15 protein-coding genes are annotated in these 19,034 nt (G+C 70.3%); 3 read left to right on the top strand and 12 right to left on the bottom strand.

Features of this window, described 5'->3' with window-relative positions:
- Positions 1-90: 90 nt before the first annotated feature.
- Complete coding sequence (locus tag V6V89_RS10890; protein WP_334618915.1) at positions 91-1,479, top strand: short-chain fatty acyl-CoA regulator family protein; 1,389 nt, start codon at positions 91-93, stop codon at positions 1,477-1,479.
- A 143-nt stretch (positions 1,480-1,622) separates the two neighbouring features.
- On the opposite strand, the gene V6V89_RS10885 is transcribed toward V6V89_RS10890, so the two are convergent.
- The 7 genes from V6V89_RS10885 to V6V89_RS10855 all read right to left on the bottom strand — a co-directional run bounded on the left by V6V89_RS10885 (position 1,623) and on the right by V6V89_RS10855 (position 10,670).
- Positions 1,623-2,576, bottom strand: a complete 954-nt coding sequence (locus V6V89_RS10885) for a hypothetical protein (RefSeq protein WP_334618914.1) — start codon at positions 2,574-2,576, stop codon at positions 1,623-1,625.
- Positions 2,576-3,478, bottom strand: coding sequence for an ABC transporter ATP-binding protein (locus V6V89_RS10880; RefSeq protein WP_334618913.1), 903 nt, complete (start codon positions 3,476-3,478; stop codon positions 2,576-2,578). Before V6V89_RS10880 ends, V6V89_RS10885 begins: the two co-directional genes overlap by 1 nt.
- Positions 3,475-3,867 (bottom strand): GntR family transcriptional regulator, encoded by a 393-nt coding sequence (locus tag V6V89_RS10875; protein ID WP_334618912.1) that lies wholly within the window; start codon positions 3,865-3,867, stop codon positions 3,475-3,477. The genes V6V89_RS10880 and V6V89_RS10875 overlap by 4 nt, the downstream gene beginning before the upstream one ends.
- 459 nt (positions 3,868-4,326) lie before the next feature.
- Entirely contained in the window at positions 4,327-5,910 is a 1,584-nt protein-coding gene (locus tag V6V89_RS10870; RefSeq protein WP_334618950.1) for a glycosyltransferase family 2 protein, read from the bottom strand.
- A gap of 65 nt (positions 5,911-5,975) precedes the next feature.
- Positions 5,976-7,412, bottom strand: coding sequence for a glycosyltransferase family 4 protein (locus V6V89_RS10865; RefSeq protein WP_442935111.1), 1,437 nt, complete (start codon positions 7,410-7,412; stop codon positions 5,976-5,978).
- A gap of 149 nt (positions 7,413-7,561) precedes the next feature.
- Complete coding sequence (locus tag V6V89_RS10860) at positions 7,562-9,010, bottom strand: hypothetical protein (protein ID WP_334618911.1); 1,449 nt, start codon at positions 9,008-9,010, stop codon at positions 7,562-7,564.
- Positions 9,011-9,050: 40 nt separating this feature from the next.
- On the bottom strand, positions 9,051-10,670 hold the full coding sequence (locus tag V6V89_RS10855; RefSeq protein WP_334618910.1) for a glycosyltransferase: 1,620 nt from the start codon (positions 10,668-10,670) through the stop codon (positions 9,051-9,053).
- 55 nt (positions 10,671-10,725) lie between these two features.
- On the opposite strand from V6V89_RS10855, the gene V6V89_RS10850 reads away from it, so the two are divergent.
- Entirely contained in the window at positions 10,726-12,105 is a 1,380-nt protein-coding gene (locus tag V6V89_RS10850; protein ID WP_334618909.1) for a glycosyltransferase, read from the top strand.
- Positions 12,102-14,252, top strand: coding sequence for a glycosyltransferase family 4 protein (locus V6V89_RS10845; protein ID WP_334618907.1), 2,151 nt, complete (start codon positions 12,102-12,104; stop codon positions 14,250-14,252). The genes V6V89_RS10850 and V6V89_RS10845 overlap by 4 nt, the downstream gene beginning before the upstream one ends.
- Positions 14,253-14,255: 3 nt before the next feature.
- On the opposite strand, the gene V6V89_RS10840 is transcribed toward V6V89_RS10845, so the two are convergent.
- The 5 genes from V6V89_RS10840 to V6V89_RS10820 all read right to left on the bottom strand — a co-directional run bounded on the left by V6V89_RS10840 (position 14,256) and on the right by V6V89_RS10820 (position 18,982).
- Positions 14,256-15,383 (bottom strand): DegT/DnrJ/EryC1/StrS family aminotransferase, encoded by a 1,128-nt coding sequence (locus tag V6V89_RS10840; RefSeq protein WP_334618906.1) that lies wholly within the window; start codon positions 15,381-15,383, stop codon positions 14,256-14,258.
- Positions 15,380-16,030 carry an acyltransferase gene (locus tag V6V89_RS10835; RefSeq protein WP_334618905.1) on the bottom strand — a complete coding sequence of 217 codons (651 nt, stop codon included), beginning with the start codon at positions 16,028-16,030 and terminating at the stop codon, positions 15,380-15,382. Before V6V89_RS10835 ends, V6V89_RS10840 begins: the two co-directional genes overlap by 4 nt.
- The gene (locus V6V89_RS10830; protein WP_334618904.1) at positions 16,027-17,190 is read right to left on the bottom strand and encodes a Gfo/Idh/MocA family protein; all 1,164 of its coding nucleotides are present in this window, start codon (positions 17,188-17,190) and stop codon (positions 16,027-16,029) included. Before V6V89_RS10830 ends, V6V89_RS10835 begins: the two co-directional genes overlap by 4 nt.
- Positions 17,191-17,289: 99 nt before the next feature.
- Positions 17,290-18,093: an ABC transporter ATP-binding protein gene (locus tag V6V89_RS10825; protein ID WP_334618903.1), complete on the bottom strand. Its 804-nt coding sequence runs from the start codon at positions 18,091-18,093 to the stop codon at positions 17,290-17,292.
- Positions 18,086-18,982 carry an ABC transporter permease gene (locus V6V89_RS10820; RefSeq protein WP_334618902.1) on the bottom strand — a complete coding sequence of 299 codons (897 nt, stop codon included), beginning with the start codon at positions 18,980-18,982 and terminating at the stop codon, positions 18,086-18,088. Before V6V89_RS10820 ends, V6V89_RS10825 begins: the two co-directional genes overlap by 8 nt.
- Between the last annotated feature and the right edge of the window lie 52 nt (positions 18,983-19,034).

Here is a 19,034-nt window from a genome sequence, read left to right as displayed (position 1 = left end):
AGAAACGGAAACAGCCAATTATTGAAAACCTGGGACGGCGGTTTTGCGAAGTTGCGAAAGCGTGCCTTAACAGAGGTGTTAATGTAGGGGATGGCCAAGACCTTCGCGGGCGCCCGGTTGCGCCGGCTCCGGGAGGAGCGCGGGATCAGCCAGATCGAGCTTGCCCGGCAGCTGGGCATCTCGCCTAGCTATCTCAACCAGATCGAGCACGACTCCCGCCCGCTGACCGTCGCCGTCCTGATCCGGATCACCGAAGCGTTCGGGGTCGACACCGCGTACTTCGCCCCGCACGACACGCCGCAGCTCGTCGCCGACCTGCGGGAAGCGCTGCCCGCTCGGACCAGCCTGCCCGAGCTCACGGAGCTGGCCACCAAGCTGCCCGAGGTGGCCGCGGCGGTGATCGACCTGTACCGGCGGTACCGGCAGGCCGACGACCAGCTCGCCGAGGTCGTCGGCGATCGTGACCTGGTCGCCGGCCGCAGCCCGCACGACCAGGTCAGCGACTTCTTCTACCGCCGGCAGAACTACATACCGGCCCTGGACGAGGCGGCCGAGGCGCTGGCCGCCGGCATCGGGGTGCGCCGCGGCGAGACCTGGAGCGCGCTGCGTGACCGGCTGGCAGACCGGCACGATATCCGGATCGTCCGCGACGACGCCGACGCGCTCGGCGGCGAGCTGCACCGGTACCGCCCTGGCAGCCGCGAGCTGCGCATGTCCACCTCGTTGCGCCGGGGTCAGCAGGCGATCCGGATGGGGGCCCAGATCGCCCTGCTGGAATGCGCCGACATCATCGACGAGATCATTGAGGAGGAGAAGTTCGATGACGTACAAACGAAGATCTTGGCGCGGGTCGGGCTTGCGAACTATTTCGCAGCGGCACTGATCCTGCCGTACGAAAGATTCCTCGAAGCCGCCGAGAATATGAGGTACGACATCGAACTCCTCACCGATCATTTCGCGATGGGCTGGGAGAGCATCTGTCACCGGCTGAGCACCCTGCAACGCCCGAAAGCACGCGGCGTACCCTTCTCTTTCGTCCGGGTGGACCGTGCCGGCAACATGTCCAAACGCCAGTCGGCAACCGGTTTCCCGTTCTCCCGTTCCGGCGGCACATGTCCGCTGTGGAACGTGTACGAGGCGTTCAGCGCACCCGGCCGGGTGATGGTCCAGGTCGCCGTGATGCCGGACGGTCAGCGGTACCTCTGGATCGCCCGGACGGTCATCCGCCACCACGGCGGCTACCGGCAGCCAGGCAAGGTGTTCGCGATCGGGCTGGGCTGCGAGGCGCGCCACGCCGGGCGGCTCGTCTACTCCGCCGGCAGGGACCTGCAGGCCGCCGACGGGGCCACACCGATCGGGCCGGGCTGCAAGACCTGCGCACGAATGTCCTGCCCGCAGCGGGCCGCCGCGCCGATCGGCCGCAGCCTCGACCTCGACGAGAACCGCAGCACGTTCATCCCGTACCCCTTGCGCGACTAGCTAGGGCGTGTTTCGTAACTTCTCAAACACGACCCAGCCCTGTCCACGCTGTCGTCAGTGGATCGGCCGGCGGTCAGCGCCTGCCGGTTGGGATCTGGCAGGGCTGGGCGGACAGCACAGACTGACCCCACCGGGTGCACAGGCTAGTCCGCGCGGCGGGACACCCGGGCGAGGGTCAGCCCGCCGATCAGCACTGCGCCGGCGACCAGGATGCCGGCCTCGATCCACTGGAACCGCCAGAACCGGCGTCCCGGATGGTACTTGTCGAGGACTTCTATGCCGTGTCTGGCCAGGCAGGCGGTGTCGGGCGCACTCTCGGCCGGCTGCGGGCAGAGTTCGGCCGCCGTGCTCGCCGGGACGTCCCTGCCGTCGGTGTGGCGGAACACCGTTCCCAGCGTCCAGTCCTCGTGTACGGCGAAGACGGTTGGCCCTGCCGCGAGGGCAGGCTTTTCCACCTTCGGCTCGGCGTAGTATGGGCGGACCATGGCTAGACCCGCCATCACCGCGGCGAACACGGCCAGCGTGATCGCCATCGCCGGGACGCTCCGCCGCACGAGCAGGCCCACCGCCAGGCCGAGGACAAGGGAGAATAGCCAGAGCGCCGGCGGTACGACACCGACCACGCCGAAGAGGAAGCGGTCCCCGAACCGGTTGACGGTGCCGAGAACGAGGAACTTGTCGGTGGCCCAGGTGAGCAGCGCTCCCTGCGCGGCCCCGCCGAGTAGTGCCACCGGGCCGAGGAGGGCGAGCTTGGCGCCCAGCCACCGCCGCCGTGTCACGCTCTGACCCCACACCAGCTGGTGGGTGCCGCGCTCGTACTCCCGGGCGAGCAGCGGTGCTCCCCAGAACGCGCCGACGAGGGCCGGGATCAGGTTGACTGACACGAGCGCGATGTTGAGCCCGCCGTCGACGCCGACATAGTTGAACAGCGTCTGGCATTCGGCGTCGCTAGCCGACCCGCCCCCACAGGCGTGGAGCAGCCGCGCCGGTTCGACGTACGGCAACGCTCGGTAGATCAGGTATCCGGCCGCCATGGCCAGCACCGCGGCCATGGCGAGCAGTTGCAGCCGGTGCTGTCTCCAGGTGAGCCAGAGCATCAACGGTTTCCTTCCGGGGCGAGGGTGGCAAGGGTGGGGCGGGGCAGCGCCGCGGCGTCCGGCTCGCGCAGATAGGCCAGTACCAGATCCTCCATCGCGACGGGCCGGGCGCTCCATCGCGGATCCGGTATCGGCCGGGAGGCGCGGACGAGCAGGTGGACCTGACGCCCGACCACGCGGCGGCTGACCACAGGGGTCGAGGCGGCGAGCGCGTCAGCCGCCTCCACGGGCCCGGTCAGCATCTGGTGCGCGCCGAGTAGCTCCTCGACATCGCCGCTCACCTGGACCCGGCCGCCGCTGAGCAGGATTAGCCAGTCACAGGTCTGCGCGAGGTCGGCGATCACGTGCGTCGACAGCACAACGGTGATGTCGCGCTCGGCGACGGTCGACATGAGGTGGCCCATGATTTCGGAGCGCGCCAGCGGATCGAGATTGGCCAATGGCTCGTCGAGCAGCAGCAGGTCCGGTCGTTTCGCGAGGGCCAGGGTCAACGCGATCTGCGCCTGTTGGCCTCCGGAGAGCTTGCCGGCGCGGCGGTCGAGCGGGATCCGCAGCTCCGCTAGCCGGCATCTGGCGACCCCGTCGTCCCAGCGAGGGTTGAGTGCGCGACCCATGCGCAGCAACTCGCTGACGCGGAAGCCGTCATAGAGCGGCTTGTCCTGCGCGACGAACGCCACTCGGGCCAGCGTGCGCGATGTCCGCGGTGCCTCACCCAGCACGCGCGCCTCGCCGCGCGTCGGGGTGAGCAGCCCCATGGCCGCGTGGAGGAGCGTCGTCTTGCCAGCGCCGTTCGGCCCGACCAGGGCGACGACCTTACCGGCGGGTACCGCGAGGGAGCAGTCCCGCAACGCCCACGCGCGCCGGTAGCGTTTGCCCAAACCGGTGGTCTCGAGCGCGTTCACGCCACACCTCGCTGTGCGTCCTCGTGCAGCACCGATACGAACACTGCCTCGATGTCCTCGGTGTCCATCCCGGACCCGCGCGCCGCGCGAACGGCCCTGGTCAGCTCACGCCGCAAGGCGGCGTGAGCGGCCAGCGGTGCCCCGCCGAGGGTGCCGCACACGAACGTGCCGAGCCCGGGACGCGGTGCGACGAGACCGTCCCGCTCCAGCTCGCGGTACGCCTTCAGCACCGTGTTGGGGTTGATGGCGAGCTGCGCGACCACCTCGGCAGCCGTCGGCAGCTTGTCACCGGGCGCGAGCGCTCCGGTGCGCAGCGCGTGCCGGACCTGCTGCACCAACTGGAGGTAGGTGGGCACTCCCGAGGACCTGTCCAGGGAAAACCCGATCATTTTCCACCCTTCCACTAATGAAGTAGTGGAATGATGTGACAAGTCGCCGCGCCGCGTCAAGGGGCGGGTGCGGTTTCCGTTACTCCGCAGACAAGGCCAGTACGCCCGTTACGGGGTGTCGAGCAGGCCCAGCAGCGCGCCGTCCCGGGCGGCGCGCCGTATTCGCACCTCGCTGCCCTGCCGGCGCCGGACGATCAGTCCGCCCTGCTTCCAGCTTGGCGCGGTGGTAGCTCGCGGTGGCCGCGGAGCAGCCGGCCGTGGCGGCCACAGCGGCCCATCGTGGCGCCGGCCGGAGCGGACCGCAGGATGCTGGCGCGGACCGCCCCCAGCAGCAGGCCAGCACGTCCCTTGTGGATTCGCGGATCGGCTGGCCGTCCCACAACCGTTCGAGTCCCGGCAAGACACCGCCTCCCGGACTTCTAGGCCGCCACCCGGCCGCGTCCGGTCGCTGACCGGGCTTCAGCGGAAGCCAGCGGCGCGGCCGACAGCCTTGCGGAGCCTGCTGATGATCCGGCGTGGGGTCAGCGGGGTGACCGCGATCAGGATGTGCCCGCTGGGGTCCTTCACGACGTTGACCAGGAAGACGCGGCGATCGTGCCGGCGTATCCGCCGGGCCGACGACGTCAGGCGCGCGCCGCGCAGCGCCGCCGATCCGGTGCCGCCGAACGCGTCGATGTGGACGCGAAGGTTCCAGCGGTGACCCAAGGGCGCGCTCGACGCCACCAGGGTGTCGATCCGGAAATGGGCGCGCACCAGGGTGCCCTCGCCGTCCGGTGCCAGCGATACGGTGTCCGCCGCCAGATGCTCAGCCACGACGCGGACCGGCGAGGTGACGAGCGCGTCGAGGCCGGGGTGCGGGCTCCGCGCCGTGATCTCGATGGTCGGCCCCCCGCCCCCGGATGAGCAGACGGTGGCGGAGACGGCGTCGAGCTTGGCGATCCAGGCGGCTGACGCGGAGGTGATGTCCTGCCACTCGGGTCGCGGTGCGTCCGGTTCGCCGTCCGCCAGTGGGTAGCCCGCGTAGCGGCGGCCGCCGCTACGCACCATCGGAGGTACGCCGTGCCGCGCGTCGTGCCGGATGACCGTGATCAGGTCGTCGACCGTGCCGTGCGCCGCGGCCGAAAGCCGGATCCGCGTCTCGATGTCCAACTGATCGCGTATCTCGTCGGTGAGGTGCCGGTCGACCAGGTCGGCGGCGCCGAGGCAGACGAGCTCCTGCGTGCGCCGGTCCAGGCGGAGGAAGTCGTCGCCGAGCAGCTTGCCCAGTTCCCAGGTGAAGTGCCGGAACAGCAGCGTGTCGCGGCGCGTGCCCGGCTCGACGAGATCGGCGACGAAGTCCATGATCCGGCCGGCCGCGGCGAGGCGCTCAAGGTGACGACTGCTGTACGTGATGTTGCCGGCGTCGAGCCGCCGCACCGCGTAGTAGTAGTCGTAGTCGGCGAGCACCGTGACCCTGTTCGCCCTGCAGATGGCCTCTATCGTGAACGGCTGGTCGCTGGCCACCGGCATGTCCTCGGGAAAGCGCAACCCGTGCCGCTCCACCAGTTCGCGACGGAAGAGCTTGTAGTTGGCCAGTGACCATCGCAGACCCGAGTCGGCGTCGAAGAGGTCGATCGCCGGCTCGGTCCGTGCGTACACCTGCTGGTGGATGTACCGGTTGTTGACACCGACCGCGCGTCCGAGCACGACGTCCGACCCGTACCGGTCGGCGGCGTCGACCAGGCGTTCCAGCGTTTCGCGGCCGAGGTAGTCGTCGGCTCCGACGAAGTAGACGTACCGCCCCCTGGCAAGCGACAGCGCCCGGTTGCACGGCCCGGCCGGCCCGCCGGAGTTCTGCTGGTGGACGACCCGGACGACGTTCGGGTATCGGCGGGCGAACCGGTCGAGCTGGCGCTGGCTGCCATCGGTGGAGCCGTCGTCGATGGCGATGATCTCCATCCGGCCGGCGCCGATGCTCTGCTTGGCGAGGGATCTCAGGCATCGGGTGAGGTACGGCATCGTGTTGTAGACGGGCACCACCACGCTCACGTCAGGCGTGCCCACGCCCGAAGCGACCGGCTCCCGCATGCCCGGGACGGCGGTGGACTCGATCCGCTTGTCGACGTCACTCAAGGTCTCGTCCTCGTCGATGTGTGATCCGCGGCCAATCGGGCGTACACGCGCTCGACGACCTCCGCCTGCGCGTCCCACGTCCAACCGGCGAGCAGTCCTGGCTTGTCATAGGCCGCCTGGTAGCGCCCGGGCGCCGCGAGCACGGCGGTGACGGCCCGGACGTAATCCGCGACCTCGCCCGCACGGAAGACCTCGCCCTGCCCCGTGGCGCGCACCGTGTCGGCCATCGTCCGTACGTCGGAGACGACCAACGGCAGCCGCGCGTGCGAGTACTCGAAGAACTTGGTGACCAGGGCGATCTCGTAGTTGAGATACCGCTGGACGGGAATTACTCCGGCGTCCGCACTGGACAGGTACCGCGCTACCTGCCAATGCGGCACGTACGGCGCCAGGTGCACGCGATCGGCCACCCCCAACCGCTTGGCTCGCGCCAGGAGCTCCGCGCGGACGTACGGCAGGCCGCGGTCGTCGACGACCAGGGCCACGTGAACGCCCGGCAGCCGGGGCAGCGCCTCGACCATCACGGGCAGGCCGCGCTGCGGCAGCGCCACCCCGCTGTACACGAGTAGCGGCGTCTGGGCGTCGACGCCGCAAGCGGTGCGCAGGTCCGGGACTGCCGCGCCGTCGTCCGGGCCGTGGCCGTTCGTGGGTGCGTTCAGCACGACCGCCGGCCGGTCGATGAGGCCGTGCTCGGCGCGCAGCAGGTCCGCGAGCGTGTCGGACACCGTGATGACGGCGTCCGCGTATGGCGCGTGCGCGCGTTCGTGCGCCCGTTGCGCGGGCAGCCAGCGGCTGTTGTCGCGCCAGGGCCTCATGCCGGGTAGGAACTCGTGCGCGTCCCAGACGAGGCGGACTCGCCGCCCGGCCGCGGCGGCCCGCATCTTGGCCCGTGCACCGACGCCGAGCATCCGGAAGTCGTGCGCGTGGATGAGGTCGGGCGCCAGCTCGTCGACGACGGGGCCGTACGCCGCTTCGAAGTCCAGCAGTTCGGGGTCGAGCCGGCGCCAGGCGGCGTCGCCCTCGACGCGGAGCCAGAACCAGGTGCGGGCGTGATCCCAGGGTCGGTACGCGCGGCGCGCGAGCGTCAGCAGTGTCGCCTTGGCGCCGGGCGTCCGGGCGGCGCTGCCCGTGGCAGCCGGTGCTGCGGAACCGGCCGGCGCTGGGCGCGGGCGGAGCCACCGCAGGGCGGCGCGGCGGAGGGTGGACGCGCGGGCCAGCGGATCGGGCATGGGCAGCAGCCGCACCTCCGCGCCGCCGAGCTGCCAGCTCCGCGGGCCGCCGGGCGATCGGCCGAGCAGCGTGACGCGCCAGCCGGCGTCCGCCGCCGACCACGCCACCTTCTGCACCCGAGAGTCGCCGTGAACGCCATTGTCGACGAGCATGACGACGTGTCCCCGGTGGGCGGCCGCCTCGGTCGCGCGATCTTCTGCCATGGCCAGGATCGTCGCCTCTTCGTCGTACGACGCAAACGCGCAGAGTGTACGTCACGGACTGTTGTTTTTTCGAAACCCTGAGGAAACACCAGCGTTTCCGAAAACGCGGAGGGGCTATATGTGCGAAGACTCGGGGGAGAGGTCTCGGGCTACGCGAGGTTGTCCCATAGCGAGTGCAGCAGCACCGTCTGCGCCACGGCCAGAATGACCAGGGCGGCGACGGTCGGGCCGCGCCAGCGTCCCGCGTCGCGGGTCCAGCGGTCGACGACCACACCGGCCACGGCCGCGAGCATCGGGTACAGGAATGCCCACGTGCGCTCGACCTCGCCCGGTCGCAGGTCGGTGACCTCGGAGGGGAGTGACCCCCAGACCAGCATGACGACACATAGGACCAGGATGAGGACCGGTCGTCGAGATTGCGACGGACGCCGGACCAGCCCCGCGATGCCGAGTGCCGCTATCGGAAGCCCGGCGTAGATCAACACGGCGGCGGGGTTCGCGATGATCCAGTAAGGGTCGTACGGGTGCCCGGACTGCGGCGCGGAGAGCCAGGCGGAGACCACGTCCAAGCCGAGTGCCACCCACGCCAGAGCCAGCGTGGCGAGCCCTCCAGCGGTCGCCGCGCCGAGCAGTCGGAGCCGGCTGCGCCCGTCGGGTGCCTGGATCGCGATCGTGATCGCCGCGGCCAGCGCGAGGAACGCGGTGGCGAACGTCAGGAGCGTGCCGAGCGCCAAGACCACGCCCCCGGCCGCGGCCATGGCGGCCGACGATCGGTGAATCGCGATCATGAATAGTGCGCCCGCGCCCGCCAGCACGGTCGCGAAGACCACATCCATGCTCGTGTACGCGAGCATCAGCGGTCCCGGCGCCGCGACGAACAGGACGGCCGCGATGCGTCCGGCGCGCTCGCCGCCGAGGGCGGCGCCCATGGACCACGCCGCGACGGCGGCGAGGAGCCCGATGCCCGCCACGACGGTGGCGATCCGCAGCGGGTGTCCGGCGCCGAAAAGCTTGAACAGAGCATGGAGCAGGATGAGGGCACCCGCCGGATGCGTCTTCGAATGGTACGAGCGGAAATCGTCGGTGAGGTCCGGGCGGCGTTCCGCGAAGCCGCGTACGCCGTACTCCTCGACGAAGTTCAGATCAGCGGCATAGTGCGGCGACGCGTTCGAGGTCGAGAGGTCACGTGTCAGGTGATGCCAGTCGCCCCGGACCAGCTCTCCCATCGCGGCGACGCACAGGCCAGCGGCGATGACCAGGACCAGCGTGAGCCATGTCGGCACGCGCCGGGACGCCGTGGTCAGCCAGCCCACCGACGCGAGCAGCAGCGCCGCTGGTACGACGAGCAGGGCGAGCGGGTCGATCGTCGGAGCCCAGATCCCGTACAGCGGCGGATGGGAGAAGAACCCGAACGGGATGGGAGGCCGGATCTGACCGTAGGCGAACCATCCGAGGAGTGCGGCGGCGGTGCCTGCCATGGCGAAGATCGGCCAGCGGCGCCGGCGCGACCCAGCGGCCCGGTCATGGGGAGGAACCGAGTCGCCGTCTGACGGCGAGGCGCCCGGGAACGACACGCCGGGAGATGAAGGCGTCGGCATGGCACCAGATGATGCCAGGCCGATGGCGGTCGCCGGGGAGCTATCCGTCCGCCGTTGCCGCACCGATGAGCAGGTCGTCCAGGAGGGACCGCGTCACTGGCCAGTCCCAGGTCGCGATCGCGTGGCTGGACGCCGCCGCGCCGGCCCGACGCCACCGCTCCTCGGTGGCGGTCTGCTCGATGATCAGTTCGGCGGCCTCCGCCGGGCTGTTCACGACCCAGTCGCTGGGGAACAGGGCCCGAGCGCCGCCGCCATGACCGGCGAAGAACGGCCAGTCGCGCACGACCGGGACGGCCCCGCTCGCGGCCCCCTCGACCAGGGCACAGTGGAAGCTCTCCCGCACCGACGAGCTCACGATCACGCCGATGCCGGTGAGCGCGGCGGGCACATCCTCCGTTCGCCCCGTCCGGGACACGGCCCCCTGCCGTTCGAGTTCGACCAGGTCGTGCCCCAGCCGCTGGTGGTAGGCGCGGGCGGCGGCGCTGAGGCCGAGGTCCGGCGCGCCGCCGACGATCCGCAGCCGGTACCGGTCGTCTCGGGAGCGGAGCAGGCGCAGCACCTCGACCGCCCACCGGGCGTCCTTGGCGACGGCGTCATATCCGACGAGGCCGAGCGTGAACCGGGCCTCGGGCGGCTTCGGGCGGGCGAAGCCGCGCAGGCGCATCGCGTTCGGGATGACGCAGGTGCGTGGTGCGGTGGCGGCGCTCAACTGAGGCAGGGCCGCCACGGCCAGGCTGCGCATGTGCTCCGACACGAACACCAGGTCGTCCACCCGCGCGAACCCGACCAGCTGGGGCCAGATCGTAAACAGCTCGAAGCTGTGCAGGCGTACGACGATCCGGGTCGGACCCGGGTCGATCATGGTGAACATGACGGCCGGTGCGGCGCACCAGTCGACGAACACGGTGTCCGCCCAGTCCAGGTGCGGCCGGAGCCAGTCCTCCACGGCTCGCCCGTAGGCCGAGTCGCCGGCGAGGATGTGCGCGATCATCCGCGTACTGTCTCGCGTGAGGTGCGCGCGCGCCGGATCGGCGGCGAGGTCGAGATAGCGCACGTCGACCCGGCCGTGCGCCTCGTAGTGGCGCCGGATCTCGGAGAGGAAGTTCGCGTTTCCCCTGGTCGCGATGAGCAGGCGAAGCGGCCGGCCGCTCGGGGCGGGGGCGGCTGGCTCCCGCCGCGCCCGGGCGTTCAGGACGCGTACGGCGTCGCTGTCGTGGAGCGGCGCGAGGAACTCCGTCGGGCTCTCCGCGAGCGGCGACGACAACCGGTCGAAGTGGACGACCCGGTGAAACGCCATCGAACCCGCACGGGCCAGCCAGACGGCCGCGCCCGGCGCGTCTCCGCCGCGCAGGCGGGTATCAGCGCGTTCCGTGGCGGCGCGAACAGCCTCGGGAAGGCGCCTCGGCAACTGACCGGCCGCGAGGTCCGCGCCAGCCGCCGCCAACAGCAGGCGCGCGTCGGCCCGCCAGCCGGAGGCGAGGTGCAGCGCGTATCGCCGCACCGCGGTGCCCGCGCGGTGGCGTGCCGTGCCCGGCGGGGCCACCGTACGGAGGCGGCGCTTCGTGGCGACCCACGCGCGGCGTGGCGCGGGTGTGAGCATGTCGTTTTCTTTCCGGGTCGGATCGTCGCGGTGCGGCTCGGCGCGGATACCATACGACACGCCGGCCATTCCGGATCCGATCGTAGAATCGCTAGGTTGCTCAGGGTGGGCTGATTTGCTCAAGGTCAACGGGCAGGCGGGGAGCGCGACCATCGCGACGGACCGAGCCGCGACGAAGGCACCGCTGCCTCGAGTCCTATATCTATCGTTCTTCTTTCCGCCGAGCCGTGCGAGCGGCGTGTTTCGCGGCCGGGCGACCGCGAACCACCTGGCTCAGGCAGGCTGGGACGTCACGGTCGTCACCGCTCCCCGGGACTTCTTCGGCTACTACCTCGACGGCGCCAGCGACGAATCGCTTGAGGCGACCGTCGACTCGCGGGTGAATGTCGTCCGTCCGAAAATGATCACATATCACTGGGAAAGAGACGTCCGGCGCTTCGGCGTGTTTCGCGGTACCTTTCCCACGCTCTCCGACAAGCTCTACCGGCGCGTGCAGAATTGGATCTTTCCTGAGTACTATCTGGGCTGGGCGCCCGGTGTGATCCGGAAATCCCTCGCGCTACACCGAGAGCGCCACTTTGACCTGGTCATCGCGACCGGAAACCCGTTCGTCTCCTTCGCGCTGGCGCGCTGGCTCGGGCGCCGCCTCAAGATCCCTTACGTCGTCGACTATCGGGACTCGTGGACCTACAACCAGTTCACGGACGAGCTGCTCTTTCCCGAGGACGGCAAGGTCATGCGGTGGGAGTCGCGCATCGTCCGCGACGCTGCGGAGATCGTCTTCGTCAACGACGTGATGCGGCAGTGGGCCGCCGACCGGTATCCGTTCGCCGTGGACCGGATGACCGTCGTGCGCAACGGCTGGGACCCTGACGTCCTTGGCCAGGTCCCGCACGCTCCGGCCGATCCGGACCGCCCGCTGCGCTTCGGCTACCTGGGTACGGTCACCGGCGCGCTCCCGCTCGACGTGCTGTTCGAGGGTTGGCGCCGCGCGCGCGGCCACCCGCTGCTCGCCGGCGCCGAACTCAACGTTTACGGGCACCTGGGCTTCTTTCCGCACAGTGCCGGACCGCTGCGATCACGGCTCCAACGGGAGCAAGACGCGGGCGTGCGCTACCACGGCGCGTTCAGCAAGACCGAGGCCGCCAAGATCTATGGACAGACGGACGCGCTGGTGTTCTGCCCCGGCGGCACCCGGTACGTGACCTCCGCCAAGATCTTCGAATACATGGCCACCGGCAAGCCGATCGCTTCGGTGCACGCGCCGGGCATCGCGGCCGAGGAGGTCCTACGGGGCTACCCGCTGTGGTCCGCCGCTGCCCGGCTGGACGCCGACCACGCGGCCGAGGCGCTGATCGCCGCCGCGAGGGCGGCGCGCGAGGCCGGGCCCGCGGAGCACGAAGCGGCGCAGCGGCACGCGGAGCGGTTCACCCGCGACGCCGCCCTGGCGCCGTGGGAGGCGCGGCTGCGCGCAATGGTGGAGGTGGCCCGTTGATCGCCACGTACGTCGCGCTCGGTCCGCACCGGTTGCCCGCGGCGGTGCACCACACCGCCCGGCTCGCGGCGGACGGCGCGGAGGTCCACCTGATCGTCGCGGACCGCCCCGACACCGCTGATCTCGAGGTCGCGCCCGGAGTCACCGTGCACCGCGTCGACGCCGCCACGCCCCAGTCGGCCATCGTGGCCGCGACCCGCCTGGCAGCCGGCCGCAAGCACGCGTTGCCCACCGCCAACCTGATGATCGCGGGAGACCTTCAGGCGCTGCCGGTCGCCTGGGCGGCCCACCGGCGACACCGCGAGCTGACGGTGCGGTTCGAGCCGGGCACCGATCCGGGCCGCCGGCCGGCCGCCGCTGACCTGGCGGTCGTCACGCCCTGGTACCCGTCGCCGAACGACCCGTTCTCGGGCTCCTTCGTCCAGGCGGCCGCCCGGGCGGTCGACGGGACCTTCGAGCGCGTCGCCATCCTGCACACGCAGGAATGGGGGTTCCCGAAGGACACGCCCGGCGCGGCCGACCGGCTCGGCCTGATCGCGGATCGCTTGGCGGCGCGGTGGGGGAACGCCACCCTCGAAGACCGGCCGGAGGGTGAGCTCACCCGCGTCTGCGTGCCCGTGGTCACGAGCGGGGTCAACTACGCCAGGCGGGTCGACAGCCATGTCAGGATGCTCGGCGCGGCGCTGCCCACCGGGCGCATCGAGGCGCCGCTGATCCACGCGCACACCGGCATCTACGGCGGCGTGCTCGCGGCCGAGCTGGGCCGACCGGACGCGCGCATCGTGGTCACCGAGCACGCCAGCTTTCTGCCCAAGGTGTTCGGCGATCGGGCTTCGCGGCAGCGATACGAGCGGATGCTCGCCCGCGTAGACGTCCTGATGTGTGTGAGCCGGCACCTGCTCGACCTCGTCAGCGCGCAGTTCCCGCAGCACCGGGAGAAGCTGCGGATCGTGCCCAACGTGGTCGACTTCGACCACTTCGCCGTCCGTCCCGAGCCGCCGAGCGACCTGCTCCGCTGGCTCTACGTCGGACGGATGCTGGCGCAGAAGGGCGTACCCCTGCTGATCGACGCGTTCGCCCGCGTCGCGCGCGAGCAGTCGCGGGCCACGCTCACACTCGTCGGCTCGGGCGAGCTGGACGAGTCGATCCAGCGCCGTATCGGCGAGCCTGACCTGCGCGGGCGCGTCGAGCTGCGCCCGCCGGTGCCGCCGGCACAGGTGGGCGAGCTGATGCGCCACCACGACGTGCTGGTGCACGCCAGCCCGGCCGAGACGTTCGGCCTCACGGTCGTCGAGGCCGTCGCCACGGGTACGCCGGTGCTGGTCGCCCGCAGCCAGGGTCCGGCTGAGACCCTCGCCGGCCTCGATGGCGTCGCCGGTCTCATGTTCGAGCCGGGCGACGATCCGGCCGCGATCGTCGACGGATACCGCGACCTGCGCGAGCGGCTGTCCACACTCGATCTTGCTAAGGCGCGGGAGAGCCTGGTCGGCCGGTACGGCCGGGAGACCGTGCGGGCGGACCTGCTCGACGCCTACCGGCCGGACCTGGCGGGGCAGGAGTCGCGCGCGGGAGACCGCCAAGGGGCGCGCGTCACTGCCGGGCGACTCGTCCTGATCGCGATGAACCCCTCCAGCCCGGGCGCCATTAGAGACTTCACCCGGGCGGTGACAGGTCGCGGATACGCGGTCGACGTGCTCACCGCCGATGGGGCCCTGGAGAGCCGGGTGGCCGGTGGCGAGCGGGTGCGGGTCTTCTCCGTCGAAGCGGCCGAACGCCGCCTGCTGGTGCTGCGCGCCGAGCGGTTCCTGGTCTACAAGGCACCGGGTAAGCTCCTGGCCACCGCCGCGGCGCTGGCCAGGCGCCAGCCGGCCATCGGACCGGAGCTGGCGGTGCTGCGCCTGCGGCGGGGCTACCGTCGAGCGGCCGGCTACTTCCACGCCAGGGTGTTTCGGCGCGGCTACAACGTCGTACGCCCGTTCATCCTGTGGCGGATCGCGCGGCGCGAGGTGCTGCCCCAGCTGGAGCTGGCGGGCGCCAGCCGGGTGGTCATATCCGGTGCCAGCGGGGTCGCCATCGGCTGGCGGCTCGCCCGCCGGCACCCGGACCTGACCGTCACCACCTCGATGTCGGTGCCGGCTGGCGAGTAGTCGCTACGAGACCGTCTCGAAGTAGTCGCGGACGGCGGCCACGACGCGCTCCTGCTGCTCGGCGGTGAGCTCCGGAAAGAGCGGCAGCGACAGGCACTCCCGCGCCCACGCCTCCGTGGCCGGCAGGTCGCCGTCGCCGTATCCGATTGACGCGAACGCCGGCTGCCGGTGCAGCGGGATCGGGTAGTGAACGCCGGCGCCGACGCCCGCCGCGTTGAGGTGGGCCAGCAGCGCGTCGCGGTGTGCGGTCCGCAGCACGTACAGGTGGTACACGCCGCGCCGACCGGGAGTCTCAGCCGGTGTGACCAGGTCGCCGACACCGGCCAGCTGCGCGGAGTACGCGGCGGCGAGGACGCGCCGCCGTTCGTTGTCGGCGTCCAGGGTGCGCAGCTTCACCAGGAGCACAGCCGCCTGGAGCGTGTCCAGGCGATGCGCGTAGCCGACCACCTGGTGCTCGTACTTGCTGGTGCGACCGTGATCGCGCAGGCTGCGCACAGCGGCGGCGATCCGCCCGTCGTCGGTCGTCACGAGGCCGGCGTCGCCGAAGGCGCCGAGGTTCTTGCCCGGGTAGCAGGAGAAGCACCCTGCGCGGCCCAACGCACCGGCCCGTCGGGTCTGCTCTGGACCGTCCAGCTCGGCGCCGTGGGCCTGCGCCGCGTCTTCGATGACAGGTACGCCAGCGTCCGCCGCTATGGCCGAGATCGCCGCCATGTCGGCGGGGCGCCCGTACAGGTGCACGGGTATGACGGCCTTGACGCCGTCGATGGCCGACTTCAGTGCGATGGGGTCCAGGCAGCCGGTCTCCGGGTCGACGTCGACGAAGCGCGGCCGCGCGCCCAGCCAGGTCACCGGTTCGGCGGTGGCCGCGAACGTGTGCGCGGGCACCGCCACCGTGTCGCCGGGGCCGACGCCGAGTGCGGCGAGGACGAGGTGGAGGGCGGCGGTGCCGGAGCCGACGCCGATCGCGTGGCTGGTGCCGCAGAACCGGGCGAAGTCCCGCTCCAGCTCGGCGACCTCCTGGCCCTGGATGAACCGCGTGTTCTCGATGACCTCGCGCATAGCCGCGTCGATGTCCGCCCGCCGGCGTGCGTACGCGGCCTTCAGGTCCACCAGTGGGATCCGTGGGCTCATTCCGCCGCCCCGATCGTGTCGTAGGGGCGGTGGTCGAGCCCAGCGGGGCACAGCAGGTCGTCGATCGACTTGACGGGCCGGGCGGCCACTCCGACCACCACGGCGCCCTCCGGCACGTCCCTGGTGACGACCGCGCCGGCACCGATCAGCGCCCGCGCGCCGATCCGCACCCCGGGCACGATGGTGGCGTTCGCGCCGACCCGCGCGTCCCGCCCGACCGTGACGCCGGTGAGGCAGCGCGCGACGTCAGGGCACCGCGGGAACGGGGCGTTGGTGAGGGTCACGCGAGGACCGATCCACGCCCCCGGCTCCAGCACCGAGTATTCGGGAATGAAGCACTGCGAGTGGATCCGCACGCCGTGACCGATCGTGACGTGGTGCTCGATCACGGTGGAGGAGCCGATGGAGACGTCGTCGCCGACGGTGTTGGCCTCGCGCAGCAGCACGTGGTGCCCGGTGGCGAAGTTGGCGCCGATGGTGTTGCCGGCGTAGATGACGGTGTGGCTGCGTACCGTCGCCCCGACGCCGATGACGGTCTTCGCCGTCGGACCGTGCCGGCCGATGACGCACAGATCCTCGATGACCGCGCCTTCGCCGAGTTCGACGCCCTCGGCGACCACGGAGAGCGGACTGATGTCGGTGGTCATGCGCGCGTCACGGGGCCTTCGGGCGCGGTCGGGGCGCTCACCGGCGTCCGCATGCCCTCCGCGGCGAGTGATTGATCGATCGCCTCGCACACCGCGACGACGCGCGCGCCGTTCCAGCCATCGGTGTCCGGCCGCTTACCGATCCGGACGCACTCCAGGAAGTGGCCGATCTCAGCGGCAAGTGGCTCCGTCAGGTCGAGTCGCGGCACCTCGATCGAGCCGTCCCGCAACCGGTACTGCCACGCGCCGTAAGCCGTGGGTCCGTAGCGGTCGGCGCCCTTGTCGAAGATCTTCAGGCGGGCCTCGGCGTCGAGGTCGTCGTACACGAGCATCCGCTGGCTGCCCACGACGGTGACACGTCGGGTCTTGAGCGGGTCGAGCCAGCTCACGTGCAGGCTGGCCAGGACGCCGCCGGGATAGCCCAGCGTCACGATCACCACGTCTTCGACGTCGGCGTTGAGATAGCGGGCACCCTGTGCGGAGACCCACTCCGGTGCGGTGCCGAAAAGGAAGTTGGCGATGGACACGTCATGCGGCCCGATGGACCAGAACGCGTTGACGTCGTTTTGAATTCGGCCCAGGTTGAGTCGCTGGGAATGCAGATAGAGCGGACTGCCGATCGCACCGGAAAGAATGATCTCCCGCATGGCGCGTACAGCCGGCACGAACTCGAATGTGTGCCCGACCATGAGGACGAGCCCGCGGCGGTCGGCCGTGCTCGCGAGATCGACCGCGTCGGCGGTGGTGAGTGCCAGCGGCTTCTCCACGAGCACGTGCTTGTCGGCGAGAAGCGCGCGTCGCGCGAGGGCGGCATGTGTGACAGCCGGCGTCGCGACGATCACCGACGTTACGTCCGGATCCGAGAGGACGGCGTCAAGCTCGTCCACCACGCGTATATGCGGATACGTCGCCGCCGCGACGGCCCTGCGTTCGGGCGACTTTTCGATCAGATAGCGCCAGTCACCACCGGCTTCGGACTGGAGGTTTCGCGCCAGATTAGGTCCCCAGTATCCATATCCTATTTGTGCTATTACCCCCATGCTTCCTCTCCAAATCGTCGCGAGCGTCGTCGGACAATCGATGCCTTGAAGATCTTTGGCGGGATGAAGAACCGTACGGCGACGCGCCGAACGGTCTGTGGCGGCACGGACCGCGATCATGATTGAGCGACGCGGGATTGCTCTTCGCGGTCGGTTTGCTCGTCGAAGAGTACCCGCCGCGATGCTTATTGTGGGGGCATAGTGCAAATCCCCGTGCGATCAACCGCCACGGGTGAATTGTTCGTAGGCGCCGACGACCTCGTCAGTTGATCCATCCATCCGGATCAGGCCCGCCTCGAGCCAGATGGTGCGTTCGCAGGTGTCACGGATCGTGCTGTTCTGGTGACTCACGAGAAATACCGTGCCGGCCGCTTCGCGCATCTTCCTGATGCGCTCCTCGCTACGCCTGCGGAATTTCGCGTCGCCGGTCGCCAACGCCTCATCGATGAGCAGCACCTCGTGACTCTTGGCGGACGCGATGGCGAAGCGCAGCCGGGCGGCCATGCCGGACGAGTACGTACGCATCGGCAACGACCCGAAGTCGCCGCGCTCATTGATGCCCGAGTACTCGATGATCTCGGGCACGAGCCGGCGCGCCTCCGCGCGGCTCATGCCCATCGCCAGGCAGCCCAACAAGGCATTGCGCTCGCCCGACAGGTCACTGAGCAGCGCGGCGTTCACGCCGAGCAGCGACGGCTGGCCCTTGGTGTACACGGCGCCCCGGTTGGGCGGCAGGAGGCCGGCGATGGTGCGTAGCAGTGTCGACTTGCCGGAGCCGTTGCTGCCGATGATGCCGATCGCCTCGCCCTCGTGGGCCACGAAACTGACGCCCTTGACGGCGTGCACCTCGCGGATCGTCGGCGCCCTGGTGCCGGTGAGTATTCGGCGTAGGGCCGCGACCGGGCTCGTGGCGCCACCGCCGCTGCCGTGCACCCGATAAACCACGTGGACGTCGTCGACGATGACAGTCGGGACGCAGGTGCTTGCGGGAGGACACGCATGGTGCGGTGCGGATTCAGCCACGGCCGTACTCCCGCTCTCCGCGCCAGAAGAACAGGAAACCCGCGAAGCCGACGAGCAGTGCCCAGCCGACCGCCAGCAGCCAGAGTTGTGGCACGGGCGAGGCGAGGGGCGCGGACTCCATCAGTGAATGCCGCGCCAGCTCGATGTAAATGAGCAGTGGATTGGCCTCCACCAGCACGGCCACGCCGGCCGGCAGGTGCTTCTCGAAGTTCTCGACGCTGTACAGCACGCCGGAGCCGTACATCCAGGTGCGCATGACGAACGGGATGACCTGTTTGACGTCGGTGAGCTTGGCGCCGAGCCGGGCCATGGCGAGTGCCAGTCCGGTGTTGAACACGGACTGGAGGAACAGGGTCGGCACGAGTAGCAGCCACTCCACGGTGATCGGCTCGCCGGATACCAGCACGATCCCGATCAGCACGACGATGGCCGCCACCAGTGTCTGGAACTGGGTGAGCATCACCGCGATCGGCAGGCACGCGCGGGGGAAATGGAGCGCCCTGATGAGCCCGAGGCTGCCGCTGATCGACTGGGTGCCCTGCTGCACGACCCCTTGCGTGAACGTGAAGACGAACAGACCGGTGCACAGGTAGGCGATGAAGTTGTCGACCTGGCCTCGGGTGTTGAGGATGACGCCGAAGATCAGGTAGTAAACCGCCGCGTTGGTCAGCGGCGTGAGAATCTGCCATAGCTGGCCCAGGCGGGCGGTGCTGAAGGAGGCGACCAGCTTCGCGTTGGCGTATGCACCGATGAAATGCCGGTAGCCCCAGAGCTGGCGCGCGTAGGCCAGCAGGCTTGGGCGGGCGCCGGCCACCCTGAGGCCGTGTGTGGTCGCCAATTGGCGCAGAGGCGACGTGGAGTGGTGCTCCGTGACCGCGGAATCGGTCATTGCCGCTAGCTCCATGTGTCGTCGTCCTGCCTCACCGGCGCCACGGAGAGGC

The sequence above is a fragment of the Micromonospora sp. CPCC 206061 genome (assembly GCF_036906915.1).
In the GTDB taxonomy this organism is placed as follows: domain Bacteria; phylum Actinomycetota; class Actinomycetes; order Mycobacteriales; family Micromonosporaceae; genus Phytohabitans.
Note: the sequence above shows the minus strand (reverse complement) of the source record. Positions and strands in the feature narration are given on the sequence as shown.